27 protein-coding genes are annotated in these 24,011 nt (G+C 62.7%); 10 read left to right on the top strand and 17 right to left on the bottom strand.

Annotated elements, in window-relative coordinates; genetic code table 11:
* Complete coding sequence (locus tag Q8S38_RS22385) at window positions 1–915, bottom strand: hypothetical protein (RefSeq protein WP_305682553.1); 915 nt, start codon at window positions 913–915, stop codon at window positions 1–3.
* Window positions 916–1,040: 125 nt separating this feature from the next.
* Between Q8S38_RS22385 and Q8S38_RS22380 the strand changes: the two genes are divergently transcribed.
* Window positions 1,041–3,707, top strand: a complete 2,667-nt coding sequence (locus tag Q8S38_RS22380) for a PD-(D/E)XK nuclease family protein (RefSeq protein ID WP_305682552.1) — start codon at window positions 1,041–1,043, stop codon at window positions 3,705–3,707.
* Complete coding sequence (locus tag Q8S38_RS22375) at window positions 3,704–6,871, top strand: UvrD-helicase domain-containing protein (RefSeq protein WP_305682551.1); 3,168 nt, start codon at window positions 3,704–3,706, stop codon at window positions 6,869–6,871. Before Q8S38_RS22380 ends, Q8S38_RS22375 begins: the two co-directional genes overlap by 4 nt.
* A 260-nt stretch (window positions 6,872–7,131) precedes the next feature.
* On the opposite strand, the gene Q8S38_RS22370 is transcribed toward Q8S38_RS22375, so the two are convergent.
* Genes Q8S38_RS22370 through Q8S38_RS22355 form a run of 4 tightly spaced genes read right to left on the bottom strand, consistent with a single transcriptional unit; the run spans window position 7,132 to window position 9,566 of the window.
* Window positions 7,132–8,031 (bottom strand): HesA/MoeB/ThiF family protein, encoded by a 900-nt coding sequence (locus tag Q8S38_RS22370; RefSeq protein WP_305682550.1) that lies wholly within the window; start codon window positions 8,029–8,031, stop codon window positions 7,132–7,134.
* Entirely contained in the window at window positions 8,018–8,536 is a 519-nt protein-coding gene (locus tag Q8S38_RS22365; protein WP_305682549.1) for a hypothetical protein, read from the bottom strand. Before Q8S38_RS22365 ends, Q8S38_RS22370 begins: the two co-directional genes overlap by 14 nt.
* A complete protein-coding gene (locus tag Q8S38_RS22360) occupies window positions 8,533–8,862 on the bottom strand; it encodes a hypothetical protein (RefSeq protein ID WP_069694274.1) in 330 nt (109 codons plus the stop codon). The genes Q8S38_RS22365 and Q8S38_RS22360 overlap by 4 nt, the downstream gene beginning before the upstream one ends.
* On the bottom strand, window positions 8,859–9,566 hold the full coding sequence (locus Q8S38_RS22355) for a multiubiquitin domain-containing protein (RefSeq protein ID WP_305682548.1): 708 nt from the start codon (window positions 9,564–9,566) through the stop codon (window positions 8,859–8,861). Before Q8S38_RS22355 ends, Q8S38_RS22360 begins: the two co-directional genes overlap by 4 nt.
* Window positions 9,567–9,723: 157 nt before the next feature.
* Here Q8S38_RS22355 and Q8S38_RS22350 point away from each other — a divergent pair, with 157 nt between their 5' ends.
* Both Q8S38_RS22350 and Q8S38_RS22345 read left to right on the top strand, forming a co-directional pair.
* Entirely contained in the window at window positions 9,724–10,113 is a 390-nt protein-coding gene (locus Q8S38_RS22350) for an antitoxin Xre/MbcA/ParS toxin-binding domain-containing protein (protein ID WP_305682547.1), read from the top strand.
* A gap of 5 nt (window positions 10,114–10,118) precedes the next feature.
* Window positions 10,119–10,820: an RES family NAD+ phosphorylase gene (locus Q8S38_RS22345; RefSeq protein WP_069694277.1), complete on the top strand. Its 702-nt coding sequence runs from the start codon at window positions 10,119–10,121 to the stop codon at window positions 10,818–10,820.
* Window positions 10,821–10,953: 133 nt separating this feature from the next.
* Here Q8S38_RS22345 and Q8S38_RS22340 read toward each other — a convergent pair whose 3' ends face one another.
* The 3 genes from Q8S38_RS22340 to Q8S38_RS22330 all read right to left on the bottom strand — a co-directional run bounded on the left by Q8S38_RS22340 (window position 10,954) and on the right by Q8S38_RS22330 (window position 12,962).
* Window positions 10,954–11,295 (bottom strand): helix-turn-helix domain-containing protein, encoded by a 342-nt coding sequence (locus Q8S38_RS22340; protein ID WP_305682546.1) that lies wholly within the window; start codon window positions 11,293–11,295, stop codon window positions 10,954–10,956.
* A gap of 87 nt (window positions 11,296–11,382) precedes the next feature.
* Window positions 11,383–11,670 (bottom strand): type II toxin-antitoxin system RelE/ParE family toxin, encoded by a 288-nt coding sequence (locus Q8S38_RS22335; RefSeq protein WP_305682545.1) that lies wholly within the window; start codon window positions 11,668–11,670, stop codon window positions 11,383–11,385.
* Between the two features lie 53 nt (window positions 11,671–11,723).
* Entirely contained in the window at window positions 11,724–12,962 is a 1,239-nt protein-coding gene (locus Q8S38_RS22330) for an RHE_PE00001 family protein (RefSeq protein WP_305682544.1), read from the bottom strand.
* 182 nt (window positions 12,963–13,144) lie between these two features.
* Here Q8S38_RS22330 and Q8S38_RS22325 point away from each other — a divergent pair, with 182 nt between their 5' ends.
* On the top strand, window positions 13,145–14,311 hold the full coding sequence (locus tag Q8S38_RS22325) for a site-specific integrase (protein ID WP_305682543.1): 1,167 nt from the start codon (window positions 13,145–13,147) through the stop codon (window positions 14,309–14,311).
* 101 nt (window positions 14,312–14,412) lie between these two features.
* On the opposite strand, the gene Q8S38_RS22320 is transcribed toward Q8S38_RS22325, so the two are convergent.
* The 3 genes from Q8S38_RS22320 to Q8S38_RS22310 form a co-directional block, all read right to left on the bottom strand.
* On the bottom strand, window positions 14,413–14,877 hold the full coding sequence (locus tag Q8S38_RS22320) for a Ros/MucR family transcriptional regulator (RefSeq protein WP_305682542.1): 465 nt from the start codon (window positions 14,875–14,877) through the stop codon (window positions 14,413–14,415).
* A 166-nt stretch (window positions 14,878–15,043) separates the two neighbouring features.
* A complete protein-coding gene (locus Q8S38_RS22315; RefSeq protein ID WP_305682541.1) occupies window positions 15,044–15,316 on the bottom strand; it encodes an HU family DNA-binding protein in 273 nt (90 codons plus the stop codon).
* A gap of 131 nt (window positions 15,317–15,447) precedes the next feature.
* On the bottom strand, window positions 15,448–15,711 hold the full coding sequence (locus Q8S38_RS22310; RefSeq protein ID WP_305682540.1) for a WGR domain-containing protein: 264 nt from the start codon (window positions 15,709–15,711) through the stop codon (window positions 15,448–15,450).
* Window positions 15,712–15,910: 199 nt separating this feature from the next.
* Between Q8S38_RS22310 and Q8S38_RS22305 the strand changes: the two genes are divergently transcribed.
* A complete protein-coding gene (locus Q8S38_RS22305; RefSeq protein ID WP_305682539.1) occupies window positions 15,911–16,141 on the top strand; it encodes a hypothetical protein in 231 nt (76 codons plus the stop codon).
* A 93-nt stretch (window positions 16,142–16,234) separates the two neighbouring features.
* On the opposite strand, the gene Q8S38_RS22300 is transcribed toward Q8S38_RS22305, so the two are convergent.
* From Q8S38_RS22300 to Q8S38_RS22275, 6 genes are all read right to left on the bottom strand, one after another.
* Window positions 16,235–16,510: an antitoxin Xre/MbcA/ParS toxin-binding domain-containing protein gene (locus Q8S38_RS22300; protein ID WP_305682575.1), complete on the bottom strand. Its 276-nt coding sequence runs from the start codon at window positions 16,508–16,510 to the stop codon at window positions 16,235–16,237.
* Window positions 16,511–16,684: 174 nt separating this feature from the next.
* On the bottom strand, window positions 16,685–16,987 hold the full coding sequence (locus tag Q8S38_RS22295; RefSeq protein WP_305682538.1) for a hypothetical protein: 303 nt from the start codon (window positions 16,985–16,987) through the stop codon (window positions 16,685–16,687).
* A gap of 84 nt (window positions 16,988–17,071) precedes the next feature.
* Window positions 17,072–18,301 (bottom strand): plasmid replication protein RepC, encoded by a 1,230-nt coding sequence (repC, locus tag Q8S38_RS22290; protein WP_305682537.1) that lies wholly within the window; start codon window positions 18,299–18,301, stop codon window positions 17,072–17,074.
* 277 nt (window positions 18,302–18,578) lie between these two features.
* Window positions 18,579–19,604: a plasmid partitioning protein RepB gene (repB, locus tag Q8S38_RS22285; protein ID WP_305682536.1), complete on the bottom strand. Its 1,026-nt coding sequence runs from the start codon at window positions 19,602–19,604 to the stop codon at window positions 18,579–18,581.
* Window positions 19,604–20,887, bottom strand: coding sequence for a plasmid partitioning protein RepA (gene repA / locus Q8S38_RS22280; protein ID WP_371125948.1), 1,284 nt, complete (start codon window positions 20,885–20,887; stop codon window positions 19,604–19,606). The genes repB and repA overlap by 1 nt, the downstream gene beginning before the upstream one ends.
* A 166-nt stretch (window positions 20,888–21,053) precedes the next feature.
* Window positions 21,054–21,812: a LuxR family transcriptional regulator gene (locus Q8S38_RS22275; protein WP_305682535.1), complete on the bottom strand. Its 759-nt coding sequence runs from the start codon at window positions 21,810–21,812 to the stop codon at window positions 21,054–21,056.
* Window positions 21,813–21,983: 171 nt separating this feature from the next.
* Here Q8S38_RS22275 and Q8S38_RS22270 point away from each other — a divergent pair, with 171 nt between their 5' ends.
* The 4 genes from Q8S38_RS22270 (at window position 21,984) to Q8S38_RS22255 (ending at window position 24,008) form a co-directional block, all read left to right on the top strand.
* Window positions 21,984–22,619, top strand: coding sequence for an acyl-homoserine-lactone synthase (locus Q8S38_RS22270; protein ID WP_305682534.1), 636 nt, complete (start codon window positions 21,984–21,986; stop codon window positions 22,617–22,619).
* Window positions 22,619–23,077, top strand: a complete 459-nt coding sequence (locus Q8S38_RS22265) for a hypothetical protein (protein ID WP_305682533.1) — start codon at window positions 22,619–22,621, stop codon at window positions 23,075–23,077. The genes Q8S38_RS22270 and Q8S38_RS22265 overlap by 1 nt, the downstream gene beginning before the upstream one ends.
* Complete coding sequence (locus Q8S38_RS22260; protein ID WP_305682532.1) at window positions 23,077–23,640, top strand: lysozyme family protein; 564 nt, start codon at window positions 23,077–23,079, stop codon at window positions 23,638–23,640. Before Q8S38_RS22265 ends, Q8S38_RS22260 begins: the two co-directional genes overlap by 1 nt.
* Before the next feature lie 71 nt (window positions 23,641–23,711).
* Complete coding sequence (locus Q8S38_RS22255) at window positions 23,712–24,008, top strand: TrbC/VirB2 family protein (RefSeq protein WP_305682531.1); 297 nt, start codon at window positions 23,712–23,714, stop codon at window positions 24,006–24,008.
* Window positions 24,009–24,011: the final 3 nt, after the last annotated feature.

Genomic DNA, 24,011 nt, shown 5'->3' with positions numbered 1-24,011 from the left:
TCAAGCGCCCCGATACAATATGTCGACTACGGCATCTAAATTCTCGAACTGAAACTCCATCGCTTCGAGGTTGCGCTGTATCGTATAGGCGGGATGCGGCGCTTCGGGGGGCAGCCACGCGATCCGGTCAACCGGCTGTTTGGGAGAATGGCCAACAGCATAGGCAAGTCCATCATGGCGAGCTGCCGTGCGGAAGCCCTCCCTGTAGAACTGAAGCAGCGCCCGTTGCCAGGCCTCAGCTTCGGGCGTGTCATATTCCGTCAGGAGATTGATCAGTTCGCGCACGCCGCTGGGCCGGTTCCCGCCGACCATGAGCTTTTCGTGCGCATCTTTCATGATGCCGGTATTGCTCACCGTGAGGCATTTGGCTTCGAGCGTCAGAATGTCGGTAATCACTCCGGTGGCGTCCACTCGGAACGCCAATCCATCGTCGCCGGTCCGACCTGGCCGCTTTTCTTTCTCTGCATCTGGCTCGTGTACCTCACCCGCCAGAAGGCGTTCGTTGATCAAGTCCAGATGCTGGAACTCCTGATCGTGAAAGCGGAAGAGGAGCGCTGGAACCATCCAATCGGCATGTCCGATCGCTCCGAAATGCTCCACCGCGAGCACGCCAAGCGTTTCCCCAAGGTACCCTTGAAGCGATATGCGATTGAGCATCGCGGGATAATGTGCGGCAGGGTCATGCGCCAGATCATTGAAAGGCGAGAGATCGTCCTGAAAGCCTGATCGAATACGACGACGAGCGTCGTCCAACGCTTCCTGAACATATGCGATCAGCTCATCACGCAATGGGCCGAGAGCACCGTGAACTTCTCGCCAAACCCGTAGCCGGTAGCGTTGATGCGTATGAGGGATGCCTTGATCAACCAACCAAGAATTAAGAGGAACAGGCGTCAGACGACGAAACCGAATCACGTTACTGAATTATCCCCTTCTCATTCTCCTGGCAGACCTTTAGCACCGATCGCGACGTGGGAGAAAACATACATCCTCAGGTTGAATTACCCCTCGGAGCCTGACATCCTGACGAGGGGGGCGCTATGAACATCGTTTTCGGACTTTGGGCTGACGGTGGCGCTAGCCCCGACCACGGTGGCGGCGCGGGCGGTTCGATGGGCCAGCCGGTCGTCGGTCCGGCAGGGCTCGTCGACCTCCTCGAGGTGTCACTCGGTATTGGCGGCCCGCGCAAGCCGCAGGTCGTGCGTATCGCGTCGTTTCAGTCAACATTGGAGGGTCTCGAGGGCGAGTTCTTCTGGTCGGGATCGCTCGGAATGGACCCGTGGTCCACAGCCCGCACGCTGCTCGCCTGGCGCGACGAGCTGATTGGGCTCGGATGGCAGCAAGATCTGCCCTGGCACGAGCCTCGGCTTGCCGACCTTGCGGTCGCATGCCGCGCCGCGAGCCAACTGCCGCCCGGGCTGTCCGACCGCATCGCCGCGGTGTTGAAAGAGTTTGAGGAGACCAACGCGCCGCCTATCGAACGCATCCGGCTCATAGATTCGATAGATTTGCACCCTTCCCCGATCCGCCGTCTCGTCGTTCGTCTTCGGGATCTCGGCAGCGCGCTGGAGACAATCGAAGTCCGGCCCGCGGCTCCTCCCGAAACATCCCTCGGCAAGCTTCAGAGGTGGATGCTCGGTGCTCCCGAGGCGTTGGAGGGTTCGGACGGAACCGTGACGGTGGCGTCCTCGGTGAGCGAACCGCTCGCGGCCGAAATCGTCGGGCAGTGGTTCGCGGGCCAGACCGCCGGTGAGATCGCACTCGTTGCGCAGGATGGTGACACCGACCTACTCGACCACGGGCTGAGCGGGTTCGGACAGCCACGGGCTGGTCGTAGCCGCTCATCTATCCACCGAGGTTCGCTCCAACTGCTGTTGCTCGCCTTCAAAAGCGCGTGGGCTCCCTTCGATCCTCACGCACTCATGGAGCTCCTGGTATTTCCAAACTCGCCGGTGGCGCCCCGCGCGGCATGGCATCTCGCCTCCGCTCTGGAGAAAGCTCCCGGCCGAGGCGGGCCGGAATGGGAGCAGGCATGGGCGAGGATCACCGAGAAGGAGCGCGAGCGAGCTGGAAACGATGCGGACGAGCTTGCAGCGATCGGTCCACGATTGGCTCGCTGGCGGGAATGGGCGGAGCAGGAAACGGCCAACCCGGTCGTGGGCATGCCCCTCGAACAGTCGCTGCAGATATGCGATCGCGTCACAACGTGGGCTGCGCGTCGATACGCCGTGACCAGCGACCTCCTCTACGCGGCGACGTCCACCCTCGCCGGCGAAGTGAGGACAGCAATCGCGGCTATTGGGCGTGACCGGCTTCCGCGGCTGCTGGTGGAACGCGTAATCGATCAGGCGCTCGATCTCGGGCAGTCGAACCCCAGCTCGCGGGCTGAAGCCGCGAGCTGGCGAAGCGTGCCTCATCCTGGTTCGGTCTGGGCGCCCACGACTTCCGTCGTCTGGTGGAACTTCGGCACGACACGTGAGGGCACAGCCCGGTCGCCATGGTCCGATGGAGAGCGGAGGGAGCTGGCGGCAGCCGACTGCCCAGCAGACGAGGTGACGGTGTGCGCGCGCGCAGCTAGCGCCGCCTGGGAGCGCGTGATCCTGAACGCGCGCGGGAAGGTTCTGCTGGTCGCAGGTGGGCTAGACTGCGAAGCCGACGACAGCCTCCATCCGCTTGCGCACCGGCTGAAGCCGGCGCTGGACGTTGTCGGCACACGGATCGGGCTGGAGGCTGCGCTCAGCACACCCGCGCTCACGATCGCGGGGACGACGATTGAGCGGCAGGCCATCGCACCGCGGTCGCTGCCCACAGCACGCTTTTCGTGGGAGACTCCGGCGGGTTTCTCGCCGAGGCTCGCGCAGATCACCGAGTCGGCCACGTCGCTCGAAAACCTTCTGTCGTGCCAGCTCATGTGGGCGCTCCGGCACGTCGCCCGGCTGAGACCGGGTCGCGTCCGGTCGATCCCCGATGCTAACCAACTGTTGGGCAACCTGGCGCACGCCATCGCGCGCGAGGTGTTCACACCTGGCACGCCTCCCGAGCCCGACATGGCCGCGCAAAGCGCGACGGACCTACTAGAAGGTCGGATCGATCAGCTCGCTGCGCCGCTGCGGCATCCCGAATTCGCCGAGGAGCTAAACTTCGCGCGCCGCCGGCTGCCTGCTGCGATGGCGAGCCTGGCACGCTGCCTCTCCGACAACCAACTCATGGTTGAGTCGACCGAGCAGCAGGTCAGTGGGACATTCGAACCGCTTCTCGCCCTGCGTGGCGCCATCGACCTAGTTGCCCGCGACAGATCGGGGAATGCGGTCATCATCGACCTCAAATGGACGCGCAGCGAGAAGGCCCGGATGGAAGAGCTCTCCAAAGGGCGGGCCGTGCAGCTAGCCACCTACGGTGCGCTCTTTTCCGGGGAGCAGCCGTATAGGGCGGGTTACTTCCTGCTGAACCAGAGGCAGTTTGCAACACTCGAAGGCAGCGGTCTCGTCGGACGTCTTATCGACGGCGATCGTTCGTTCCCCGACACGTGGGCAGCCATCGTTGCCGCGTGGTCGATATGGCGGACATCGGCGGAGGCGGGTCAGATTCTTGCCACCGGCGTCGAGGGAGTCCGGGACCATCTACCGCCTGAACTCACAATCGATCGCGACGTGCACTGCGAGCGATGCGACTACTCAACGCTGTGCCGGGTCAGGGGGCTGGCATGACGGAAGCGAGCACCATGCAGAACCGGGTCGACACGACTATCGCGAGCGCCGGTACGGGCAAGACGTACCGATTGGTCGAGGAGATCGTGGCCGAGGTTGGCGCAGCCCTGCCGCCGCACCGTATCCTCGCAACCACGTTCACTAAGAAGGCGGCGGCCGAACTTGTCGGCCGGATCAGGGCGAGGCTGATCGAGGCCGGTCGACCGGACCTCAGTGCGGCCATGCTTTCGGCGCGCATTGGCACGGTGAACTCCGTATGTGGATCGCTGATCTCAGAGTTCGCTTTCGAGTTGGGGCGATCACCCGTCGCCGAGGTCATCGCCGAGGACCGGCAGGCGTCCGTGTTCAGCCGCGCGGCAGGTCCGGTGATCGAGGAATTCGGACCCGCTATCTCGGAGATCGCTGAGCGCTTCGGTGTCCAGGCCCGCAGCTACTCCGTGCACGGTCGAACGGTCCGGGGGTGGCAGGACGACGTCAGGCGCGCCGTTGATCTCGCTCGTTCGAACGGCATCCCGCCTGAGCGTCTCGCGCATTGCGCAGCTCGTTCGGCCGCTGGGCTGCTAGGACTCCTTCCCGCCGCTACGGGCCAGGCCGCCGAAGCATTCGACGCGGCGTTGGCATCGGCGTTGGAAGCCTGCACCGTGGAGCTCGACCGAAACAAGAGCGGGCTCAAGGCCGGAACGCTCAACAAGGACGTGCCGACAGTCGACAAGGCCGTGCGCACGCTCCGCGGCGGCGATCGAATCTCGTGGCCAGACTGGGCTCGACTCGCGAAGCTCGGCGCAACGAAAGCGGACGAAGCGCTCTTTACCCACGTGGTCGCGGCCGCTGCAGCCCATCCGAGGCATCCCGGCCTCAAGTCTGACCTCCAGCGGTACATCGAGCTCATCTTCGACTGTGCCGCCAGTTGCATGACCGCATACGGTGAGTACAAGCGCGCTCGCGGCCTCCTCGACTTCGTTGATCAGGAAATGCTCGCCCTCGACATCATCAGCAATCCAGCGAACACGGAACGCCTGCGCGAACTCATCGGGGCGGTATTCGTCGATGAGTTCCAAGATTCGAGTCCCATCCAAATCGCGATCTTCACCGCGCTGTCGCGCATCGCTGGCCGGAACCTGTGGGTCGGCGACCCCAAGCAGTCGATCTATGGGTTCCGCGATGCCGATCCGGCTCTCACCAGCGCCGCGTCTGCGGCCATCACGGCGGCGACCGGCGGCACGACGGGCTATCTTCGCCGCTCGTACCGCGCTCGCCCCCAGCTAGCCGGCTTCGTCAATGCAGCGATCGCCCCCAACATGCTGAGGGTTGGCATGTCGGAGGAAGAGATCATGTTCGACGGCTGCGAACGCACGGAGGATCCGGACGGACAGCCGGGCCTCTCCTTTTGGGACATGTCGGGCAAGAACAAGGTAGCTAGAACCGCGATACTCGCAGGCCGCATCGCCGGCCTGCTTTCCGATCCGGCCGGGTGGACGGTGGCGATGAAGGGCGGCGGCACCCGAGAGGCGCGCGGCGGTGACATCGCCGTGCTGTGTCGAGGCAATGCCCAGGTGGGCGATCTGGCCTTCGCGCTGTCCCAGCACGGCATCCGCGTCGCGGTTGAGCGGTCAGGGCTCCTCTTCCAGCCCGAGATTGAGTTCGCGCTCGCCGCGTTCAGGTGGATTGCCGACGCGAGCGACACGCTCGCGCTCGCAGAGCTGGCACGCCTTGCGACGGAGACCGACGAATGGTTCGCCGCCGTGTTCGACGAGGACGCCAAGGCCGGCCTGATCGCCCGCGTGCCGTTCGCCGACGCGCTGGCTGCGATCCGCGACCGGGCACACCAGCTCACTCCCGCGGAGATATTAGACGCCCTCCTGCACGCCGAGACAGTCTTCGCCACGTTGCTAGGCTGGGGTAACGCCGAACAGCGCCTGCAGAACCTAGAGGCGCTGCGAGGCATGGTCGAGGCATATCAGGACGAGCAGCATGCCGAGCGACAGGCCGCGACCCTAACTGGGGCGTGCGAGTGGGTCGCCTCGCGCGATAACGCGCGACAGCCACAGAGCCGCCATCCCGATGCGGTTAATATCATGACCTACCACGCGGCCAAGGGTCTCGAGTGGCCGATTGTGATTCTGACCGAGCTCGACGCGCCCGCGAAGGGTTCACCCTTTGGCATGATCGCCCAGGACGAGGCGGCACCGGACTGGAGTTCGCCCCTCGCCGCCCGGGTCCTGCGCTTCTGGCCCTGGCCGTACGGCGAACAGCAAAAGGACGTCGGCCTCGACGTTTCCGCGCCAGCAAGTCCGGAAGGCATCGCGGCGCTCGCTGAAGAACGCCTGGAGCGCACGCGCTTGCTCTACGTGGGGCTGACGCGCGCCCGGGACCACCTGGCTCTCGCCAATACCGGTGGATCGCAGACCTGGCTCGAAGAGCTGCAAGCCAACAGCGGCGCGCCCTTGATTTCGAACGCCGGGACGACGATCAACGTGGGCGCAGAGGCATTCGCAAGTCGGTCGTCCCCGGATGCATTGGACCCGGCAGAGGCGACCAGCGATCCCGTACAGGAATATATGCGTCCTGTATCGGCGCCGATCGCCCACCCGCCGCTCCGGATCCGACCTAGCGACGCAATCCTACTAGAGGCGGACGTGGTCGTTGCGGCCACCGAGAGGCTCGGCGACCGCATACCCCTGGTGGGCGATCCCGACCTACAGTTGCTCGGAGAGGCCATCCACCGCTTCCTGGCTGCGGACGATCCTAATACGGGCACGACCACGCGCACATCACGTGCGGCCGCAACCCTCGCCCGCTGGACCGTGCCGCAGGTGGCGCCGGCAGACCTCGTCGAGATCTCGGATCGGCTGCGCAGTTTCGTCGACACCAGGTTTGACGGCGCAGCCAAACTGAAGGAGTGGCCGGTTCATGCCGAAGACGGCCTTCAGGTCGTGGTAAGCCGCCTCGACCTTCTGGTCGACCTGGGCGACGGCTATGCTATCGTCGACCACAAAAGCTTCCCCGGCTCGGTGACGCTCGACCAGGATCGGCTGCGCGAGTTCGCGGGCCAGGTCTCGCAGTACGCTCGTGCGATCGAACGGATCACTGGCAGAAAGCGCATTGAGTATTGGATCCATCAGCCGATCGCCGCGGTAATGACACGCATTGAGCTAACGGAGTGATTCCTCGGATTGCCGTCGCCGCGAACACCCCAGCACTCGCAAGGACAGCAAGCGTCGAGATCATTCCGAGCTTGAAGCTGAGCATTGCAATCATCCTCGCTGATGAGAGGAGCGCTGCTCGCCAGTCCGGCGAAGATTGCACCAACAGAACTGGCAAGCTCAAGGAACGCGATCAGCCGCATCTCACTGACGACGTTGAGTGCCAACCAGACCACAAGATCATGATAACGCCGACAGCGCCGCCCCTAGCCGGAGCATATCTAGCTGCCGGTCATCCACTTGCGGACTCGTTCCGAAATCGCTCGCATCCACCATGACGGCGGGTGCTCGGCTTTCGTGTCCCCCGCTGCGAGTTTGCGGACATCGAAGCTCATGTCGCCGACTGCGGCCTGCGGGTAGTGCGGACAGGACGCGGATGCCATGCGCCGAAATCGTTCTGCTTCAGTGACGACACCGGAATTGCCGTCATAGGAGAGATAGGCGCCGGCCCTGGCCCGGCGATTCCACGGCGTGACCATCTGCACGACCAACCCAACGGCCAGCGAGGCAAGCACGCCGTTTGACCAGACGACCTGCGGACGCCCGCCAGCAGCGCCATATTTGCGGGCTTCTTCGGCCAATGCCTCGTCAGTGACAACCCCCATACAGCGAAGGCATGGGCTACCCGGCTGGGAAAGGACGACCTGGCCAGCGACCAGATGACCGTGCCCGACCTCCAGCTTGTGCACGTCCATACCCTGATCGATAAACGGGATAAGAAAGCGTCTGCAGAAGGCATCGAGCTCGTCCTTGCCCCGTACGTTGTCGAGGCCCCCCACGATGACGTCGCAACGCTTGAGCGCGTCTCCCACGAGCTGCCATTTCTCGCGATGGATCTCGACCCGGGCCTTGGGATTGATCGCCTTGATCATCCGTTTCATGATTTCGACCTTGACCGTCCGCTTCAGGACGTACCACCAGGTGCCCCCGATCAGCCTGTTGAGATTGGTCAGCGAAATCCGGTCCTCATCCACCAGGACGAAGTTGCCGATGCCGACATGCGCTAGTTGCTGAGCAACGTGCGAGTTGCCGCCGCCGACTCCCACTAGGCCGACGGTGACCTCGGCGAGACGCCGTTCGCTGCGCGCGCCCAGAAAGCTCTGTCGATCAAGCCAGTTCATATTTCGAACTCCACTGCTCGACGATCGGTTGGTCGACCCGAATGAATCGGTCGATCGGTACGGAAGGCCTGCCGGGCTTGAGCCAAAGAATGCCCGTTGCCGCGTCGTTGCTCAGCACCAGCAGTCCATGCGGCATCTTCGGACAGGACTGAAAAAAGCCCGGCACGAACGTCTTGCCGCTATTGAGGTCCACCCCGCTGAAACGAGGAACCCCGCGACCGCCATGCGTATGGACATGCAAGAGGGTCGACGCCGGTCGATAGGCCGCCTGCGCGGCTTTGCGCATGGCGTTAGAGCCGATCTGTGCACCGACGCCGGATGCGACTTCGTAGTCCTCATCGGCGACCGCCATGTAGCCGCGAGCCAGCAGCATCACGCCATCCGGCGCCGCAGCAGCGCCGGCCATAAGGAAACCGACGCGCTCGTGGGCGAAGAGGTGCGGCCTCGCCAGGTCGCGCCGGATCTGGTCGAGCAGAGAACCGGTGATCTTGAGCGCCACCTTCATTTGAGCTGCCCCAAGTGGTTGGCGAGAATCTCAGTCCAGGACAGCGACGACGGCACATTATTGAAGGACATGGCGTGCCACGCGCGGCCCATGATGTGATGCACGGTCCAGTTCTGACCGCGGTTCGGAAAAGGCTGTGACAGGAAGAGCCGCGTCGTGTAGCCGGAATGGTTGCTGGGACAGAGCAGGCCATCTACCGTCACAGTGCCTGCGTTGTGTCGAATCTTCATGCCAGGCAGGAAGACGAGAGGTTGACCCGCCTCGTCCCAGAGTTCGGCAACACGGTTGATCCGCCGCAAGGCGGCAAGCTCGATCTGCGCGGTCATGACGACTGACCCACCGGCGGATGGGAGGCGAACTCCATGCCGTCCCTGACCTTGAGGCGCTCGCCCGGCGCCATCTCGCGGAAGACGCCGTCGGAGCCGATGACGTCCAGCTTGTAGCCGGCGGGAACGCCGAACTCCGTCATCAACTCCTCGGTAGTGTAGACGCGACGCTCGAGCTCGAACTCGGTGTCGCCGCCGTAGATCACCGTCACCGTCTTCTTCCGCTTGCGCAGCTTGAAGCGCTCGGCGTCGCCACCGCCGATATCGACCTCCTCGTCATCGTCGAAGACCAAGTCGACCCCGGGACGCTCCAAGGTCAGCGCCTGCTCGTCACCGGCGCCTGCAAGGAGCTTGATCTGCCAAGCGATGGGCTTCTTGCGGGGCCACTCCATCGCCAGGCCGTCGACGAAAAAGCGATGCGTATCGCCACCCTCGACGACGAAGAAGCGACTGACTTTGTTCTTATCGAGCTCGGAGGTCTCAGTGGGGCGGAGGCTTTCCAGCTCGCCCGTGTTAAGATGCCGCAACACCACGTAGTTTTCGACGGGGCGTTTGCCGACGGACATGGCAACCTGGGCGCCGGTAACCTCGGCATCCTCGAACGTGACCGTGACAAAGTCGAAATCCTTGTCACCGATCTGGACTTCGAACGTGCCGTTACCCTGCTTCCGGTTTCCGTCGGTGTTCATCAGAACCGCTTCCATAAAGTTCTCTCCATTTCCATGCGCGTCGGATGGGCGCCCCAAGGCTTGACGGAATCCCGAAAGGGACAGATAAGTTTGTTCCAGTCCGTTATGAGACAGTACCTAATCGGACTTGAATTGCAAATCAAGTCCGATTTGACACGATCCGAGGAGACCTATGGACACGAGCAAGCGGACACAGGCCGCAGAGCAGCCCCAAGGGGCACACCCCTCCTCCCTCGACTTCTTCTTCAAACTCGCGGAAATCTGGGACTTGAGCACCGATCAGCAGATCAAGTTGCTCGGGGCGCCGGCCCGCTCGACGTACTTTCGCTGGCGCAAGGATGGCGGCGACGTTTCTGCGGATACGCTCGAGCGAATCTCACATCTGGGCTCGATCTATAAGGCCCTTATGATCCTGCTCGACTCACCGGAGGTCGCCGTGCGGTGGATTCGCCGACCAAATCGATACTTCGAGGGAGCGTCCGCCCTTGACGTCATGCTCACTGGGAACCTGAGCGACATCATAAGGGTGCGACAGTACGTCGACGCCCAACGCGGAGGATAAGTTCGGTGTACCCGCAGATCGAAATCGACGGGCACTATCGCCGGTTGATCCCGTCAAAGTTCCCAACGATCGATATCTACGAGAAATTCGGATCTCGGGACATGCAAGCTTTTGCTGCCGAGCTCGAGGTCGTGACGAACCCGCGCCTCGCCGCCAAGTCACGTATCACCGGAGGAGACATTTCGGCAGATACGAGTTCTGTCAGGCTACAGCACTGGAACCATGCTCCATTCGCTTACCCGATGCCAGAAGGCACATGTTTTCTGCCGCCTCCCTATTCGGTCATGGAGCTCGCAACAGACGAGCATGGCGCACTCGCCAAAGCTATTCTTCGCCGTGAGGAATTTCTTTCTCAAACCGACGAGCCGGTTTGCGGCGTCGACCTGAGGATGATCACCAACAGGGTTGTCGGAAGCTTTATCGACTTGCGTGGCCTGTCTCCTGACACCCCTCTGTCGACCCGGCGAATGCTTGGACAACGTCTCTATGAGGACGGCACGCATGGTGTTCTTTTCAGGATGACGGAGTTGCCTGGTTACGAGTTCATCAGCGTCTTCAACGTGGGCACCCTGGTCGAAAAGGGTGTTCAGGGTGCCCACTACCGGTTTCGATGGGATGGGCGCCGGATCGGTCGCATTTACGATTTTGGAGCTGACCGAGACATCGACCGCAGCGAGATCATCGCAGTGACGATGGCCGCGGCCTAGGACTATGGAGCCCTGAAAGCGAAAGCTGGCAGAGTCAGCCATGGGCCCTTCTTGCCATCGGTCGGCGCCAATCAGACTGCCCGAAAGCGGATGTTCCAGACGTCGCGAAAGGGCCTCGATGGGAAGTCGCGTTCTATGCTGCATCAGCCTTCTTTGGCCGCCCGACATCTCCGAGTCGGTCGATGCGCAAGGTCGGCCCGTCCGGAAACCGCGCCACGATCTCAAGGCTGCCGCCGGCGGCCTCGACATAGCCTTTCAGCGTGCTCAACAGCAGATCGGCGCGCTTCTCGAGTTTTGAGACCCCGGCCTGATCGGTGTGCAGCCGCGCGGCCAGAGCCGCCTGGCTCAGGCGACGCGCCTTACGGAGCTCCTTGAGGCCGACATATTCGGCCATGACCTCACGGCTGCGCTTTGCGATGGCGGCCTGCTCGTCGACTGGGAGTTTGGCCAGCGTCTCGTTCCAGGCGGTGGTCATCGTTTTGGCCCTCTTTTCGATGGTGGTGGCACGATCAGTGTCGCGAGATGGTCGCGATAGCGCGCGTCGGCGATCGGCAGATTGACCTCATAGAAACGGCCATCGCCGCCCTTGTTGCCGCCGACCAGCAAGATGGCCGAGCGTTTTTGGATCGAAGGCGAACAAGATTCGCCAGGGATCGCCGCCGATCTGGACCCGCAGCTCTTTCATGTTCGGATAGGCCGAACCCTTCAGCGTATCGGCATGCGGCCGGCCGAGCGTCGGCCCGACCTGCTGCAACAGGCTGATCTTGGCCGCGATCTCGACCCGGACGCCGCTTTCGAGAGTCAGGAACCAGCGCTCGAACTCAGAGACGGATTGAACAGCCCAGACCATACGCTCATATGCCCTAAAGTGCATTATGCCGTCAAGTGCATATATCTGCCTGGTCACATGATCCCCCAGGCGCGATAGCGTTTTCGGCCGGTCAATTCACGCGGCAAGCTGCCGCCGAGCTGCTTCAGCATCGCCTCGACCGCCTGCGGCGTGACCGTCAACCGCGCGGCCGCCAGTTGCACCGTGATCAGCGGCGACGACACGAACAGGTCGACCAGCTCCGCCAGTTTCGAATTCCCCCGCCTGCCCTCACAACTCCGCAGCATCAGCGTCCGCGCCAGCGACAGCCGGTCGAGATCGGCCTGCCCGAACGCGGCCGCCTCTGCAAAGGCGCCGAGCAGTCCCGCTATCCGGACACTGAGCGCCTGATGCGCGCTCCAGCGAAATTTTCCCCGTCTCAGCCCCAGCCCAAGCGCCGGCAGATGCGCCGTGGCCAACCCGCGCTGCCGCAACAGGGTCGCGGCCAGCGCAAAGCCGAGCTCTCCCGCGCGTTCCGACGGCTCGAGCCAAAGCCAGGCATCGAGGGCAAGTGCGGCCGCAAGCGCCGCCGGCAGTCCCCTGCCCTCCTCCAGGATGGCGAGCCAGCGCGCGAACCGGCCAGCGGCGTCATAGGCCGGATCGCGCAGCGTCAAATTCTTGCGGCCCTCCTCGGAGGACAAATCGTTCCAGGCATCGAGCTTTTTTCGCGTCCGCACCAGCAATGCGTCGATTTTTGCGAAAGCCGGATCGGCGTGATCATCCTCGTCCTCCAGGTCCAACTCATCCTCATCGGCCTGGTCGTCCTCGTCGTCGTCCCGTCCGATCCGGTCCCATGGCGCCGCGAGCTGTTTCGCGTGCACCGACGTCGTCGCCGCCCTGTCCGTCCGATCCGGTTGCGAAAATCCTTCGATACCGAGCCGCTGCCGCAAGGCGCTCGGGCTCAACACCTCGGCCGGCTCGCGCCGGGCCAGGCGCCGGCGTTCGTTGAGCATGGCGGCGGCGCGGGCGATCTCGCGGGTTGGGCTGCGCACATCCATGCCGGCGTCGTGCAGGCAAAGATCTTCGAGCGGGCACAGGCCCCCGCTGAGCCCGATCAGGGCCTGGGCTTCAAAGGCGTGGCCGCGCTGGCGCGCCCCCTCGGCCAGGACGGGATTTGCGCGGGAAAGGCGCTCGTCGCAGCGGGCGAGCGCGATCGCCGCGGCCTCGGCGGCTGCGGCGCAGTCCGAAACCAGGGTTTGGCGTTCGGCACGCGATATGTCGTAGCGAGTTGAATTCACCCCTGAAAATCTATCATACCCAATCCAAATAGCCATTCATTTGCTTCACACCGACACCCATCAGTGTATGTCCATCACTATCGATAATTACCTCTTATCGATAGTGATGGACATGCGATCGGAAATCGGCGATTTTGGCGCTCCAAACCGCCGCCAGCGACGTCAGCCGGGCTTCTGGTCGACGAAATCGGCCCTCGCGAATGGCACCAGGAGCGCCCATGACCTCGACAGCCCTGCTCTCGGCCGAGACAGAAACACGGCGCGCCCTGCAGCTTGACGCGCTCGCCGGCATTTTGCCGCTCGAGCGCCGCGACAAGCTGGCGCAAATCCTGACCGACGACGACGTCGAAACCCTGCGCCATCTCGCCCGCGAAGGCATGGGCGAAAACTCGCTTCGCGCGCTCGCCTCGGATCTGGCCTATCTCGAGGCCTGGGCGATCGCAGCGACAGGCTCACCCCTGCCCTGGCCGGCCCCGGAGGCGCTGGCGCTAAAGTTTGTGGCGCATCACCTCTGGGATCCAGCGCGGCGCACTGAAGATGCCGCTCACGGCATGCCCGCCGAGGTCGAGGCGAGCTTGCGCGCCGGCGACCATCTGCGCAGCGACGGGCCCCATGCCAGTTCGACGGTGAAACGGCGTCTGGCGCATTGGGCGACGCTGCATCGCTGGAAAGGTCTTGAAAGCCCGCTCGGGACGCCAGCGATCCGGACCAGCATGCGCCTGGCGGTTCGGGCCAGCGCAAAACCGCGCCGGCGCAAAAGCAAGCGCGCCGTCACGCGCGAGATTCTGGACCGATTGATCGCGACCTGTCAGACCGACCGTCTCGCCGACAGCCGCGATCTCGCCATCCTGCTCGTCGCCTTCGCCTCCGGCGGGCGCCGGCGCAGCGAGGTCGCGCGCTTACGCCTCGAGCAGCTCACCCTTGAGACCGATGTGCCGCTCGATCCCGACGACCCAAACTCACCGCGCCTGCTCTGCATGGCGATATCGCTCGGCCGAACCAAGACAACACAGTCCGACGATGACGCCCGGGTGCTGCTGATCGGACCGCCCGTGGCGGCGCTGCGCGAATGGATCGAGCGCGCCGACATCAAGACGGGCGCGGTGTTCCGGGCGATCGACCGCTGGGAGGCAATCGACGATCGCGCGCTAACACCGCAAGCGATCAACCTGGTTCTCAAGCGCCGCTGCGCCCAGGCCGGGCTCGATCCGGCCGAATTTTCGGCGCACGGCCTGCGCTCCGGCTATCTCACTGAGGCTGCCCGCAACGGCGTCCCGCTTCCAGCGGCGATGCGCCAGTCTCAGCACCGCTCGGTCCAGCAGGCATCGCGGTACTACAACGACGCCGATCAGGCGCTGGGAAAAGCTACAAGGCTGGCGATCTAAGGCGCCACCGTTCGCAAGCTTGGCAGCAGCGGCGGCGGACCGGATGGAAATGGAGCGCTGCGGCTAGAGCCCCTCTCCGGCCCACGATCCTGCCGAGCGGATCATGCCGACGCTTTGGCGCGGGTCGTTTTCGCGGGAGGTGCCTTCCGCGCGGAGCCGACCGCAGCCTTGCGGCCCAGTCCCATCGACTTCGCAAGCGCGGAACGCGCTTCGGCATAGGCGGGAGCCACCATCGGGTAGTCGACAGGCAGGCCCCACTTCACGCGATACTGTTCAGGCGTCAGGCCAAAGGCGGTGTTGAGATGACGCTTCAGGGATTTGAACCTCTTACCGTCTTCCAGGCAGATGATCGCATCGGGCGTGACCGACTTTCGAATCGGGACAGCTGGGACCAGGGCTGCAGCAGGAGCAGGGGCTACCTCCGAGCCGAGCCCGGCAAGCGCCGAATAGGTGCTCGCGATCAAGCCGACGAGGTCGGACGGCTGAACGTTGTTATTCGAGACATAGGCAGAAACAATCGAAGTCGTGAGATCAAGAAGCTCGCCAGCGTTTTCGATTTCGGACATTCTGCTCTCCAAGGCTGCCGGAATATTCTAGGATATTTCCTCAAATTCCGGGATATCTATAACATCGAACAAGGTCTACCTAAATTCGGCGTGTAAGACCCAATAGCAGTGCAGAATCGGAGCGATGATCGCGTCCGATTCTGTACCTACTTGTGTCGAGATCAGATCAGGCGACGGTGTCGGCCAGATCCTTGGCAACCTTGAACTTGACGACGGTCTTTGCGGGTACGTCGATCATCGCGCCGGTCGAGGGATTGCGGGCCTGGCGCGCATCGCGCTTGGCGACCGCGAGCTTGCCGATACCGCCAAGCGTGAGGTCGCCGCCCTCCTTCAGGGTCTTCGCGGCGACTTCGGCGAGGGACGCCAGGACGGCGCCGACGTCAGCCTTGGTCTTCCCGGTGGCCTCGGCGACCGCTGCAATAAGTTCGTTCTTGGTCATTGGAAATCTCGCTGATTCAGGGGGAAAGCGCGCTCCGAATAGCTGAATTTGACCAGAGAGCAAGCATTCGCGCAGCTGTGTCGGGGCGCAGTATACGGTTCTCCGCCCCTGCCCGTCCGCACAGGCCGCTGTCAGCGAAGCCGGTAGCCGCGCGCCACCTTACGCGTCAGCCAGACGTCGAGCGATTCAGCGGCCGCAGCATGATGAGCGTGAAGATCGAGGCGGCGCCGGCCATTGGCCCCGATGCGCCCCCATTCGCGGATCAAGGCGGTGTCGCCAAACAGCGTCGGTTCGATCGCCAGCACATAGAAGCGCGCCATATTGCAGCCCTCGTCCCGGCGCTCCAGCACCAGCATCTGCAGTTTGCCCAGGGTGGTCTCGCGCGCGACATCCATGCACGACATCTCGCGCGCGCCGACAGGATCGGTCCAACGCAAAGCTTGAATCGATCATCTCCCATCGATTCAAAAAGCTGATGCGACGCTTACGGTGGATAGGCGGATGCCTCATCAGTCGCTTCAGCGACAACAAGTGGAAAACTGCTATTCTTGCTGTCATCTGGCTCTGATTGAGTCATCAAATGGATGGATCCGCATGAACCAAAAGTCGAAGCAACGCATTGACGCTGATAATGCGTTTCTGAGAGTGCAGACACAGGCCATTGTACGAGAGCGCCTCCAGTCGGAGGCGGACGTGGCCGCTCTGGCACGCGATACCAACACTGCTCGGCTGAAAGAATTGCGTCTTCTGAAAGAAGCGAACGAACGTGAAGCTCTCGCAGCCCGTCCTCTCAGTTCCAAAATGAAAAATCCATCACTGCCATGACTGGTCGGAGCAGGTAGGGGACATTCGCGCTGCGTTGACGGCTTAACACCATGGTCCCGCGTGGGCACCCGACCGGCCACCATCGAAGTGGGTTCACCCTCCACGCGTTGACACATCGATCCAGATCAACCTGCGGCGCCCCAAGCAATCCTTCCGACCATCTTGTCGATCAATCGTGCTCCGGCCTCTGTCTAAGGCGACCTCCAATGGTGTTCGTCCGTCAAGCGAGGCCAGTGGCCGCCGAAGCCAAAGATCTGCCTTGGTCTGATCACCGAACGCCTTCGCCGCGGCAGATTGAATGTGCGCCTTCAACGCCGCTCGCCCTGGATCATCGCGCGGCCAGGAACCACCCGCGCCTGCTGGCGCCATCGCCACCTCGCCGATCGCCACGCGCCCGGCCTGGCCTGGCCTGACAGATTTGGCCATCAAACCAACGACACGCCTCACGCTCGCACGACGCATTGACCGCTCCGCTGAAACGCGATCCGTCGACCGCAAACAGCGGGCACATTGTCGCCGGGTAGAAGGCATCCGTCATTGGAATTATGAGTTTGCCACCCGCACCGCGCTGCCCGCCGTGCTCACCTCGGCAAATCCAACCGCTGACACCGAGCAATCCCGGTCGCTCCGCAGCGACAACCCCTGCCCCGACAGCCAGCGCTCGACCTCCGCCGCGCGTGCTGGTCCGATGCCCTTTTCGGTCGCAAGTTCGGCGCGGTTATAGGCCGCCGCGATCCGCGCCAGATTGGCCGCTCTCTCTCGCGCCGACCGCCCACCAAGCGCCGCATGACGCCCGGAGAGAAGCACGGTGAGGATCGCGCGGGACGGTTTTGCCATGACGCGCATCACAAGCCCTCTCGACGGCGTCGGCAAGCGCTCGATCGGCCTCAGCAAAACTTCTAGACAGAGCGTGGCTGCACCGCATCACCGTCACGCCCGCTTCTTCTCGCGCCGTCGGCTGCCGATCAGCGCCATCAGCATCGGACCGAGCGAGAACTCAGCCGCTTGCGCCTTTCGCGTCAACTCGCGGAGATAACCGCCGGCGCTGGTGATCGCCTCGCCGCGCTGCAGGATCGCCGCCACAACGATCGAAGCCTGAACTTCATCCATGACGCCGATGGCTTCCTCCCAGGCGCTCGGACTGATCCCCAGCATGGGCCGGACTACCGCGACGGTCGCCAGGAAGTCGCGCCAGTTCGCTATCCCGCCCTTCGCATAGTCGATCAGGTCGGGACAGGCGTCCAAAACCATGCCGAGCGGAAAGGTCCCCTCCGGCATTCGCTTCGGTTCCGGCACGATCTCCAAACCACCACCCCTGCTTTCTTGAAAGCGTGGTTCAAGATCAATAGGGGAGTTTGGATTTGAATTCTGTATGTGACGCTCATTTTGAGACTCATTGCCGCTCATATTTTGAGATTTAATATGCGTTTCCAGCAAGTTGAGGATTTCATCGGCAAGCAGCGAGAGCTCGTCAGCGATCGGCTCGAGTGCGAGGCGTGTTGGGCTGCGTGGAATCCGCGCCATGATGCCGCGGTAGAGCTGATGGATCTCCGCCCAGTCGGCCGGTCCCTGCCCTGCTTGCTGCGTCGCGACACCCTCCTCGAGGCCCGTCGCGATCATCTTGACGATGTCGCGGCGGCAGATCGTGATGCGCTCTCGAACCAGGCGCAATGCCCGGGCTTCCGCCTCGACCTCGGCTGCCAGGGCTTCGAATTCCTCCGCACGCACCACGAGCGGGGCCAGGTCGAAGCCGAAGGCGAACTCGATCTCCCCGCCCCTGCCCTTGCGGGCGTAGCGTTTGCCGTTGGGGCTGTCTCGCCGGACGATCAGGCCGGCATCAACCAAGGCGGCCAGATGGCGTCTGAGTGTCGCCATCGGCATTCCGTGAGCGCGCAGGCCGAGTTGGTGGTTCGAGGGGAAGACAATCAATCCCTCGCCCGTCAGAACGGTTTCCGGATGAAAGGACAGCAGCGCGTCCAGGACGGCCAAGGCGCGCTCGGGCACGCCGAGAGCGTTCTTGGCCGTGCAGATCGCGCGGAAGACATGCCATTTGTGGACCGCTTTTTCAGGCGGTCGCATTTTTGCGCTCGCCTGGCTCGCCACATGGGCAAGCGTCAGCGATCGCCGCCCAAAGGGCGTCGTTACAGATAATCGCGTCATGGTTTCGCCTTTCAGCTTTTAGACAAAGCGAAAGCGCACACCAAAACGGCGTCCAATCTCCTTGCGGAGACCCTTGACTGTGATTCGCGGAAGTGAGATTCTCGTTGTCGCCAAACGAACGAGAGAGGCTTCCGAGACGCTGTTTCGGGGGCCTTTCTTTTTGCCGTGTGCTACCTCTGTGTTCGTTGCGCCGTTTTCCGGCTTCGGCCTAGGCCTCTGCCGGCTCCATCGCCCTGCCCGTCCTTGTCAGATGACAAGGTTTCGCAGGCCGCTGAAATCACGTCTCACCCTCGCGGGCAAAAAATCGTTCCATAAGCCTAGGCAGCTCCTCTTCGAGGAAGGCGCTGAACCCAGGAGCGTGTCCGTTCGCGACTGACAATCTGACGTCTTCATTCGAGAATGTGGCCTTTCCGACGACCTTGCCGGTCGGGCTTTTGAGCTTCAGCTCCCTTTGCCGGCGCTCGGCAGGCTCTTTAACCGCGGCCCATGCCCACTTGAATCGCTCGTCGGACGGCAGTCCCAAAACCTTGTCAGATGACAAGGTTTTTTTCACTCTATCGAGGGCCGAAGCATCCCCGCTGACTGCGGCCGCCAGTGCTGTCCAGCGAGGGCGCCCAACCTTTGGTGCTCGACCTATCGCTTCAATCACCTTGACCGGCAGGGCTCGGGAGACTGCCCTCAGCCGAGCCAATTCTGGATCGTCGACGGACAAAGCTGCTCGGATATCGCGAGACTTAATGCCGGCATCATCCATGCGCCCGGCAAACAGCGCGCGTTCGACCCAGCTTAGATCCTGGCGCGCCGCGTTTTCGATTCCTTGGGCAACAACCAGTTCGGTGTCCGATAGGGCGAGAATCGTCGCCTTGACCTTGATGCCGAGATCCGATGCGGCCCGCCACCGACGATGCCCGTAAACAACCTGATAGCGACCCTCATTCAACGGATGCTGGCGCACCTGAATCGGGACTTTCTGACCTTCTTCCAAGATCAGCGTTTTCAAGGCCTCGAAGTCGAGATCGTTATCGTCGGGCAGCCTGTCCGGGAACGGGGAAGCGTCGATCAGCTTAGGATCAAGATCTACTCCGCCGCCGGCATCGACAAGTGCCTTAAGCCGATCGCGCTCCTCCCGCAGCTCGGTGAGCGAGCGCTGGGTCGCTCCGATGACGCCAGCTCCAACCCGCGGCAATGGCTGCGTCGCCGCCAGCCTGGCTTCTGCACCCGGCGAACCCTGACCCGTCTCTTCGGGCTGAGCGAAAGAGCCAAAATTCGCCAGAATTGATTTTCCGCCGGAACGCTTGGTCATCAAGCCCGCCCCCAGCTTCGTTTGATCAAGCTGAGAATCTGGTCATTGACGGCGTCAATAGACTCTCGCGCGCGCTTGGCCGTCGCGGCTGAGATATTTCCTGGCTCGAGTTCGTAGAGAGTGCGCTTTGCTAAGCCCGCAGTTTCGATAGCGGCACTTTCGACCGCGGTCGATGTAAGAACGTCGTCGGTAAAGAGGTGGCGAAGCATGGTCACGACATGGACCTGCGATTGGTCCATTGGATCGTGCCGCGTCACGACATAGCGTAAAAAATCTTGGCTCATTGTGGCGCCGGCATCGCGAATGACAGAGATCAGATCGCCCATCATCAGGAGGAACTGGCTCATCGACATCACGTCGAGCATCGCCGGATGGACGGTCACAAGCAGTCCGGTAGCGGCATAGATTGCGCCAAGCGTCAGGAACCCAAGCGAGGGCGGCGTATCCAAGATAACGACGTCGTAGGCATCCTCGACCTCCGCCAGAGCAAGACGAAGGCGCTCGAAAAAGATGCTGTCTGATCCAGCCTGACGCTTTGAGAGGAAGCGTGGAGTCTCGTGCTCATACTCCATAACCTCGATATTTCCTGGAATCAGGTCGATCCCGGTGAAATATGTCGGCCGAATAATCTCAGAGATTGGGCGCCGCTCGTCGTCGTATCGCAAGGCGGCGTAGATTGTCTCGTTGTGTTGCACATCCATTTCTGGCTGCGCGCCGAACATTGCGGAAAGAGAGGCTTGGGGATCGAGATCAATTGCAAGAACGCGATAGCCGTGAAGCGCCAAGTAGTGCGCTAAATGCGCGCTCGTCGTCGTTTTCGCGCTGCCACCCTTAAAGTTGGCGACCGCCAAAATTTGTAAATGTTCGCCGTCGCGCCGATGCGGCAGAAAACGCAAGGCGTCAGCCGGGCGTTGTGCTGCGAACAACTCGCGAAGCGCGTTGATCTGCGCCAATGTATAGGCGCGGTGATTATTCTCAAGCCGGGCAGGGACGGGACCTTTGCCTTCGTTCGACATCAACTTGAGTGTTGATTCAGGAATCGACGTCAGCCTGGACACTTCATGTATCATGAAATGCCTCAGGCTTTTCTGCGCATCCGGCGGATACATCTGCTTGCGTCGCGCCTGCAGATGATCCGAGAGCATGCCGGCATGCCGGACGATCTTGTCTGCCGGGTCCTCACCCTGCATTGTAGTCGCGGCCTGCGGCACCATTGTCGATTCCGAACCTCTTTGCCGGGCCATGCGCGGTTTAACGCCCTGCGCCCGACAAAGGTTGGCCATGATTCTCGCCTGCCGTCCAGAGGTTTAAGGTTAACAGATACTTAACGACGCTGGCAGGCGCAGTGCTCCGTCACCCGTTACCATGCAATTCCAACGACTTCTCAGCCACTTACGATCTAAAGCCCCTCCCTGCCAGTTCACGCACATAGGCTGATTGCAAGACCTATCAGTTGATCCACCGTGCTTTAAGGCCGATAGCCACCGCCTGCGGCAAGGTCTCGGCCCCAAGGTTCGCCCTGGCGTTATCGAGGTGGAATTTCACCGCCCGCGGCGTGACACCCATGATCATTGCGGTCGCCTCCATGGATTTTCCGCGAGCAGCCCATGTGAGGCATTCCCGCTCGCGCTGGGTCAGCGGCACAGCTTCGTGCCGCGGGGAACGCAGCCCCAGTTTCGCGTCGGCGTGAGCGTGGAATGTCAGCCCTATCAACTGGACGATGTCGTTCGCTTCCGTGACCATCCTTCCATGCGCTGAACTGACCTCGTCGACCGCAAACGTGAAGGCGGCGAACCGATCGAAGCCGCCGGCGATTGCGACCGAGACGCCATGGCGGATGCCAAACTCGTCGGCGTCGTCAAAGAGCCGCTTTTGAGCGCGCAATGGGAACTGACGCGCGGCTTCACGGGTCCATTGCATTGTGGAGCGCCCGCTTCGCGCGAAGGCAACCACGGGATCGACGTCCTGATAGCCTTCCGCGAAATAATGCTCGCTCCAGCGCTTGGGATAGGACGAGATCAAAACCGGATCAGCTTCGCCAAACCCGAGATAGGCGAAGTACCGGAACCCCATGCTCTCGGCGACGCGCTGGCCGACGCGACCAAACTCCGATTCCGCGGCCGACGAATGCAGACCGTCGACCAGCTCTTGATAGGCCATTTCTACCGATTTCATCGGGTCTCCGTGGGTTGCGGCGCCTTGCTTCACGCGCCTGATGATCCTTTTGCGACCAATGCAAGCGGCCTTTGCCGGAAAGATGTGGCGACATAGCGGCCACAACTTTAGAGCGAATCTACCCTGTCACATCTGTCAGGTTCGATCGGAGCCCGCGTCTGATTGATTGGCTTCCAGATCAACGCGATTCGAAAGGCGGGCCCAATGCAGGTCGTCGAACTGACCCGCGCCGGATATGGCGCCAATCTTTCGCTGCTGATGGGCATGCATCGCCTTCGGCGAAAGGTGTTCAAGGACAGGCTCGACTGGTCGGTCTCGACCACGGGCGATCTCGAGATGGATCGCTACGACACGCTGGATGCGAAATACCTAGTGGTCGTCGATCGCGGCGCGGTACTGGGCTGCGTACGGCTGCTGCCGACAACGGGGCCGAACATGTTGGCCGACACGTTTCCGGAGCTTTTGGACGGCGCACTTGCCCCGCGCTCCGACCTCATCGCGGAAAGCTCACGCTTCTGTGTCGATACCGAGTTGACAGACGCCATGACGGATGGCGGGCTGCGGCAGGCGACATTCATGCTTCTCGCCGCGATGCTCGAATGGGGGCAGGCGAGGGGACTGGCTTCGATCGCGACAGTAACCGATCTGCGCATGGAGCGGATCCTGCGCCGAGCCAGATGGACGCTTGAGCGCATCGGCAAGCCACGGCGCATTGGATCGACCGTCGCCGTGGCGGGATTGCTGCCAATCGAGGATGGCGCACTCGAAGCGATCCGGCGCAATGGCAGCCTGACCACGCCGGTCTTGCCGATCGACACCCCGCTGCCGCTGGCCGCGTGATGGCTTTGCATGTGATCAGGACCACGCTTCTTGCCGCCGGGCTGATTGGCCTCTCGGCCGGCGCCGCGCGCGCCGATGATTGGGGCTGCACCGTCTTGCTCTGCCTCGCCAATCCGGGCGGACCGACGCAGTACGCCGCCTGCGTTCCGCCGGTGACGCGGCTGTGGTCGCATTTGAAGCGGGGAGGGGCCTTTCCGACCTGTTCGGGCGCAGGCCAGAGCGCCTCGCCGGTCGGCCATGACCCTTACGAGCCATGCCAGGATGGATACATCCTGCGCGAGCTTGGGCGCGATGGCGCACGGCAGCCGGCTTGCGTCTCGAGCAAACCGATCCGCGACTGCGACCGCGCGGACGATACCTGCCAGCCGCATGACATCCAGGCGGTCCGCCATCGCGCCCAACCCAATTTCATCGATGTCACCGGAGCCGACGGCATCAGCACGCGGGTGCGATTCTGATGGAGGCCGCAGACATCACGACATTGATCGAGCGCTGCACGTCGCCGGCGCTGGCGAAGCCGGTCGCCGCGATCATGCGCCAGGCGAGCGAGTTCGAGCCCTTGCTGGTTACGATCGCGGGCAAGCGGCCGATTAGGATTCTAGCCGGCTCAAAACCTGAGGCGATCGCTCTTGCGAGCGAGGCGTCGGTCGCAGCACAGCCTGTCCGGATCGGCCTGGCGCAGCTTGACGCGCGCTACCTTGATGACGCCGGCCTCACGGTGGCGACGGCGTTCGACCCATGCGCCCACATCGCCGGCGTCGGGCGCGTGTTTGTGGAGCGTCGGACGCAGCTCGTCTCACGCGGATTGAACGAAGACCTCGCAAGCGAACAGGCGATGACTTCGTTCAAATCTGTCCGGATCGACCGGCCAACTGCTGCGAAGCCCAAACCGGACACCGCCGCAGATCCGGCAAAGGAGCCCGTAGCTCCCAACGAGGAAATCGCATCCGCCAAGGACCCGCCATCCTGGAGCGTCTATGGCGCGCGGCGTGGCTCATCGTTGCTGATCTACAGCCGCTAACCCAGCCCACATTGTCCCCGACCGCACGTGACGTGCGGCATCGATCCCGTTTGCCTTGGAGGCTTTTTGCTATGTCTGTCCCGCTTCGTCCATTTGCCGCGCCTGCAGCCATGGCGGCTGTGCTTGTTCTCGTCGCGGTGGAACCCGCGCTGGCCCAGACCGCCAATATCGAGGGCGTGCTCCAAAACATCGTCACGATGCTGACGGGCAATGTCGCACGCCTGCTGGCGACGCTTGCCGTCATCATCGTCGGCATCGCCTGGATGTTCGGTTATCTCGACCTGCGCAAGGCAGCCTATGTCGTGCTCGGCGTGGCGATTGTGTTCGGCGCGTCCGAGGTTGTCTCGACGCTGACCGGCGGCAAATAGGCT

This window comes from Allobosea sp. (genome assembly GCF_030695125.1).
Lineage (GTDB): Bacteria > Pseudomonadota > Alphaproteobacteria > Rhizobiales > Beijerinckiaceae > Allobosea.
Note: the sequence above shows the minus strand (reverse complement) of the source record. Positions and strands in the feature narration are given on the sequence as shown.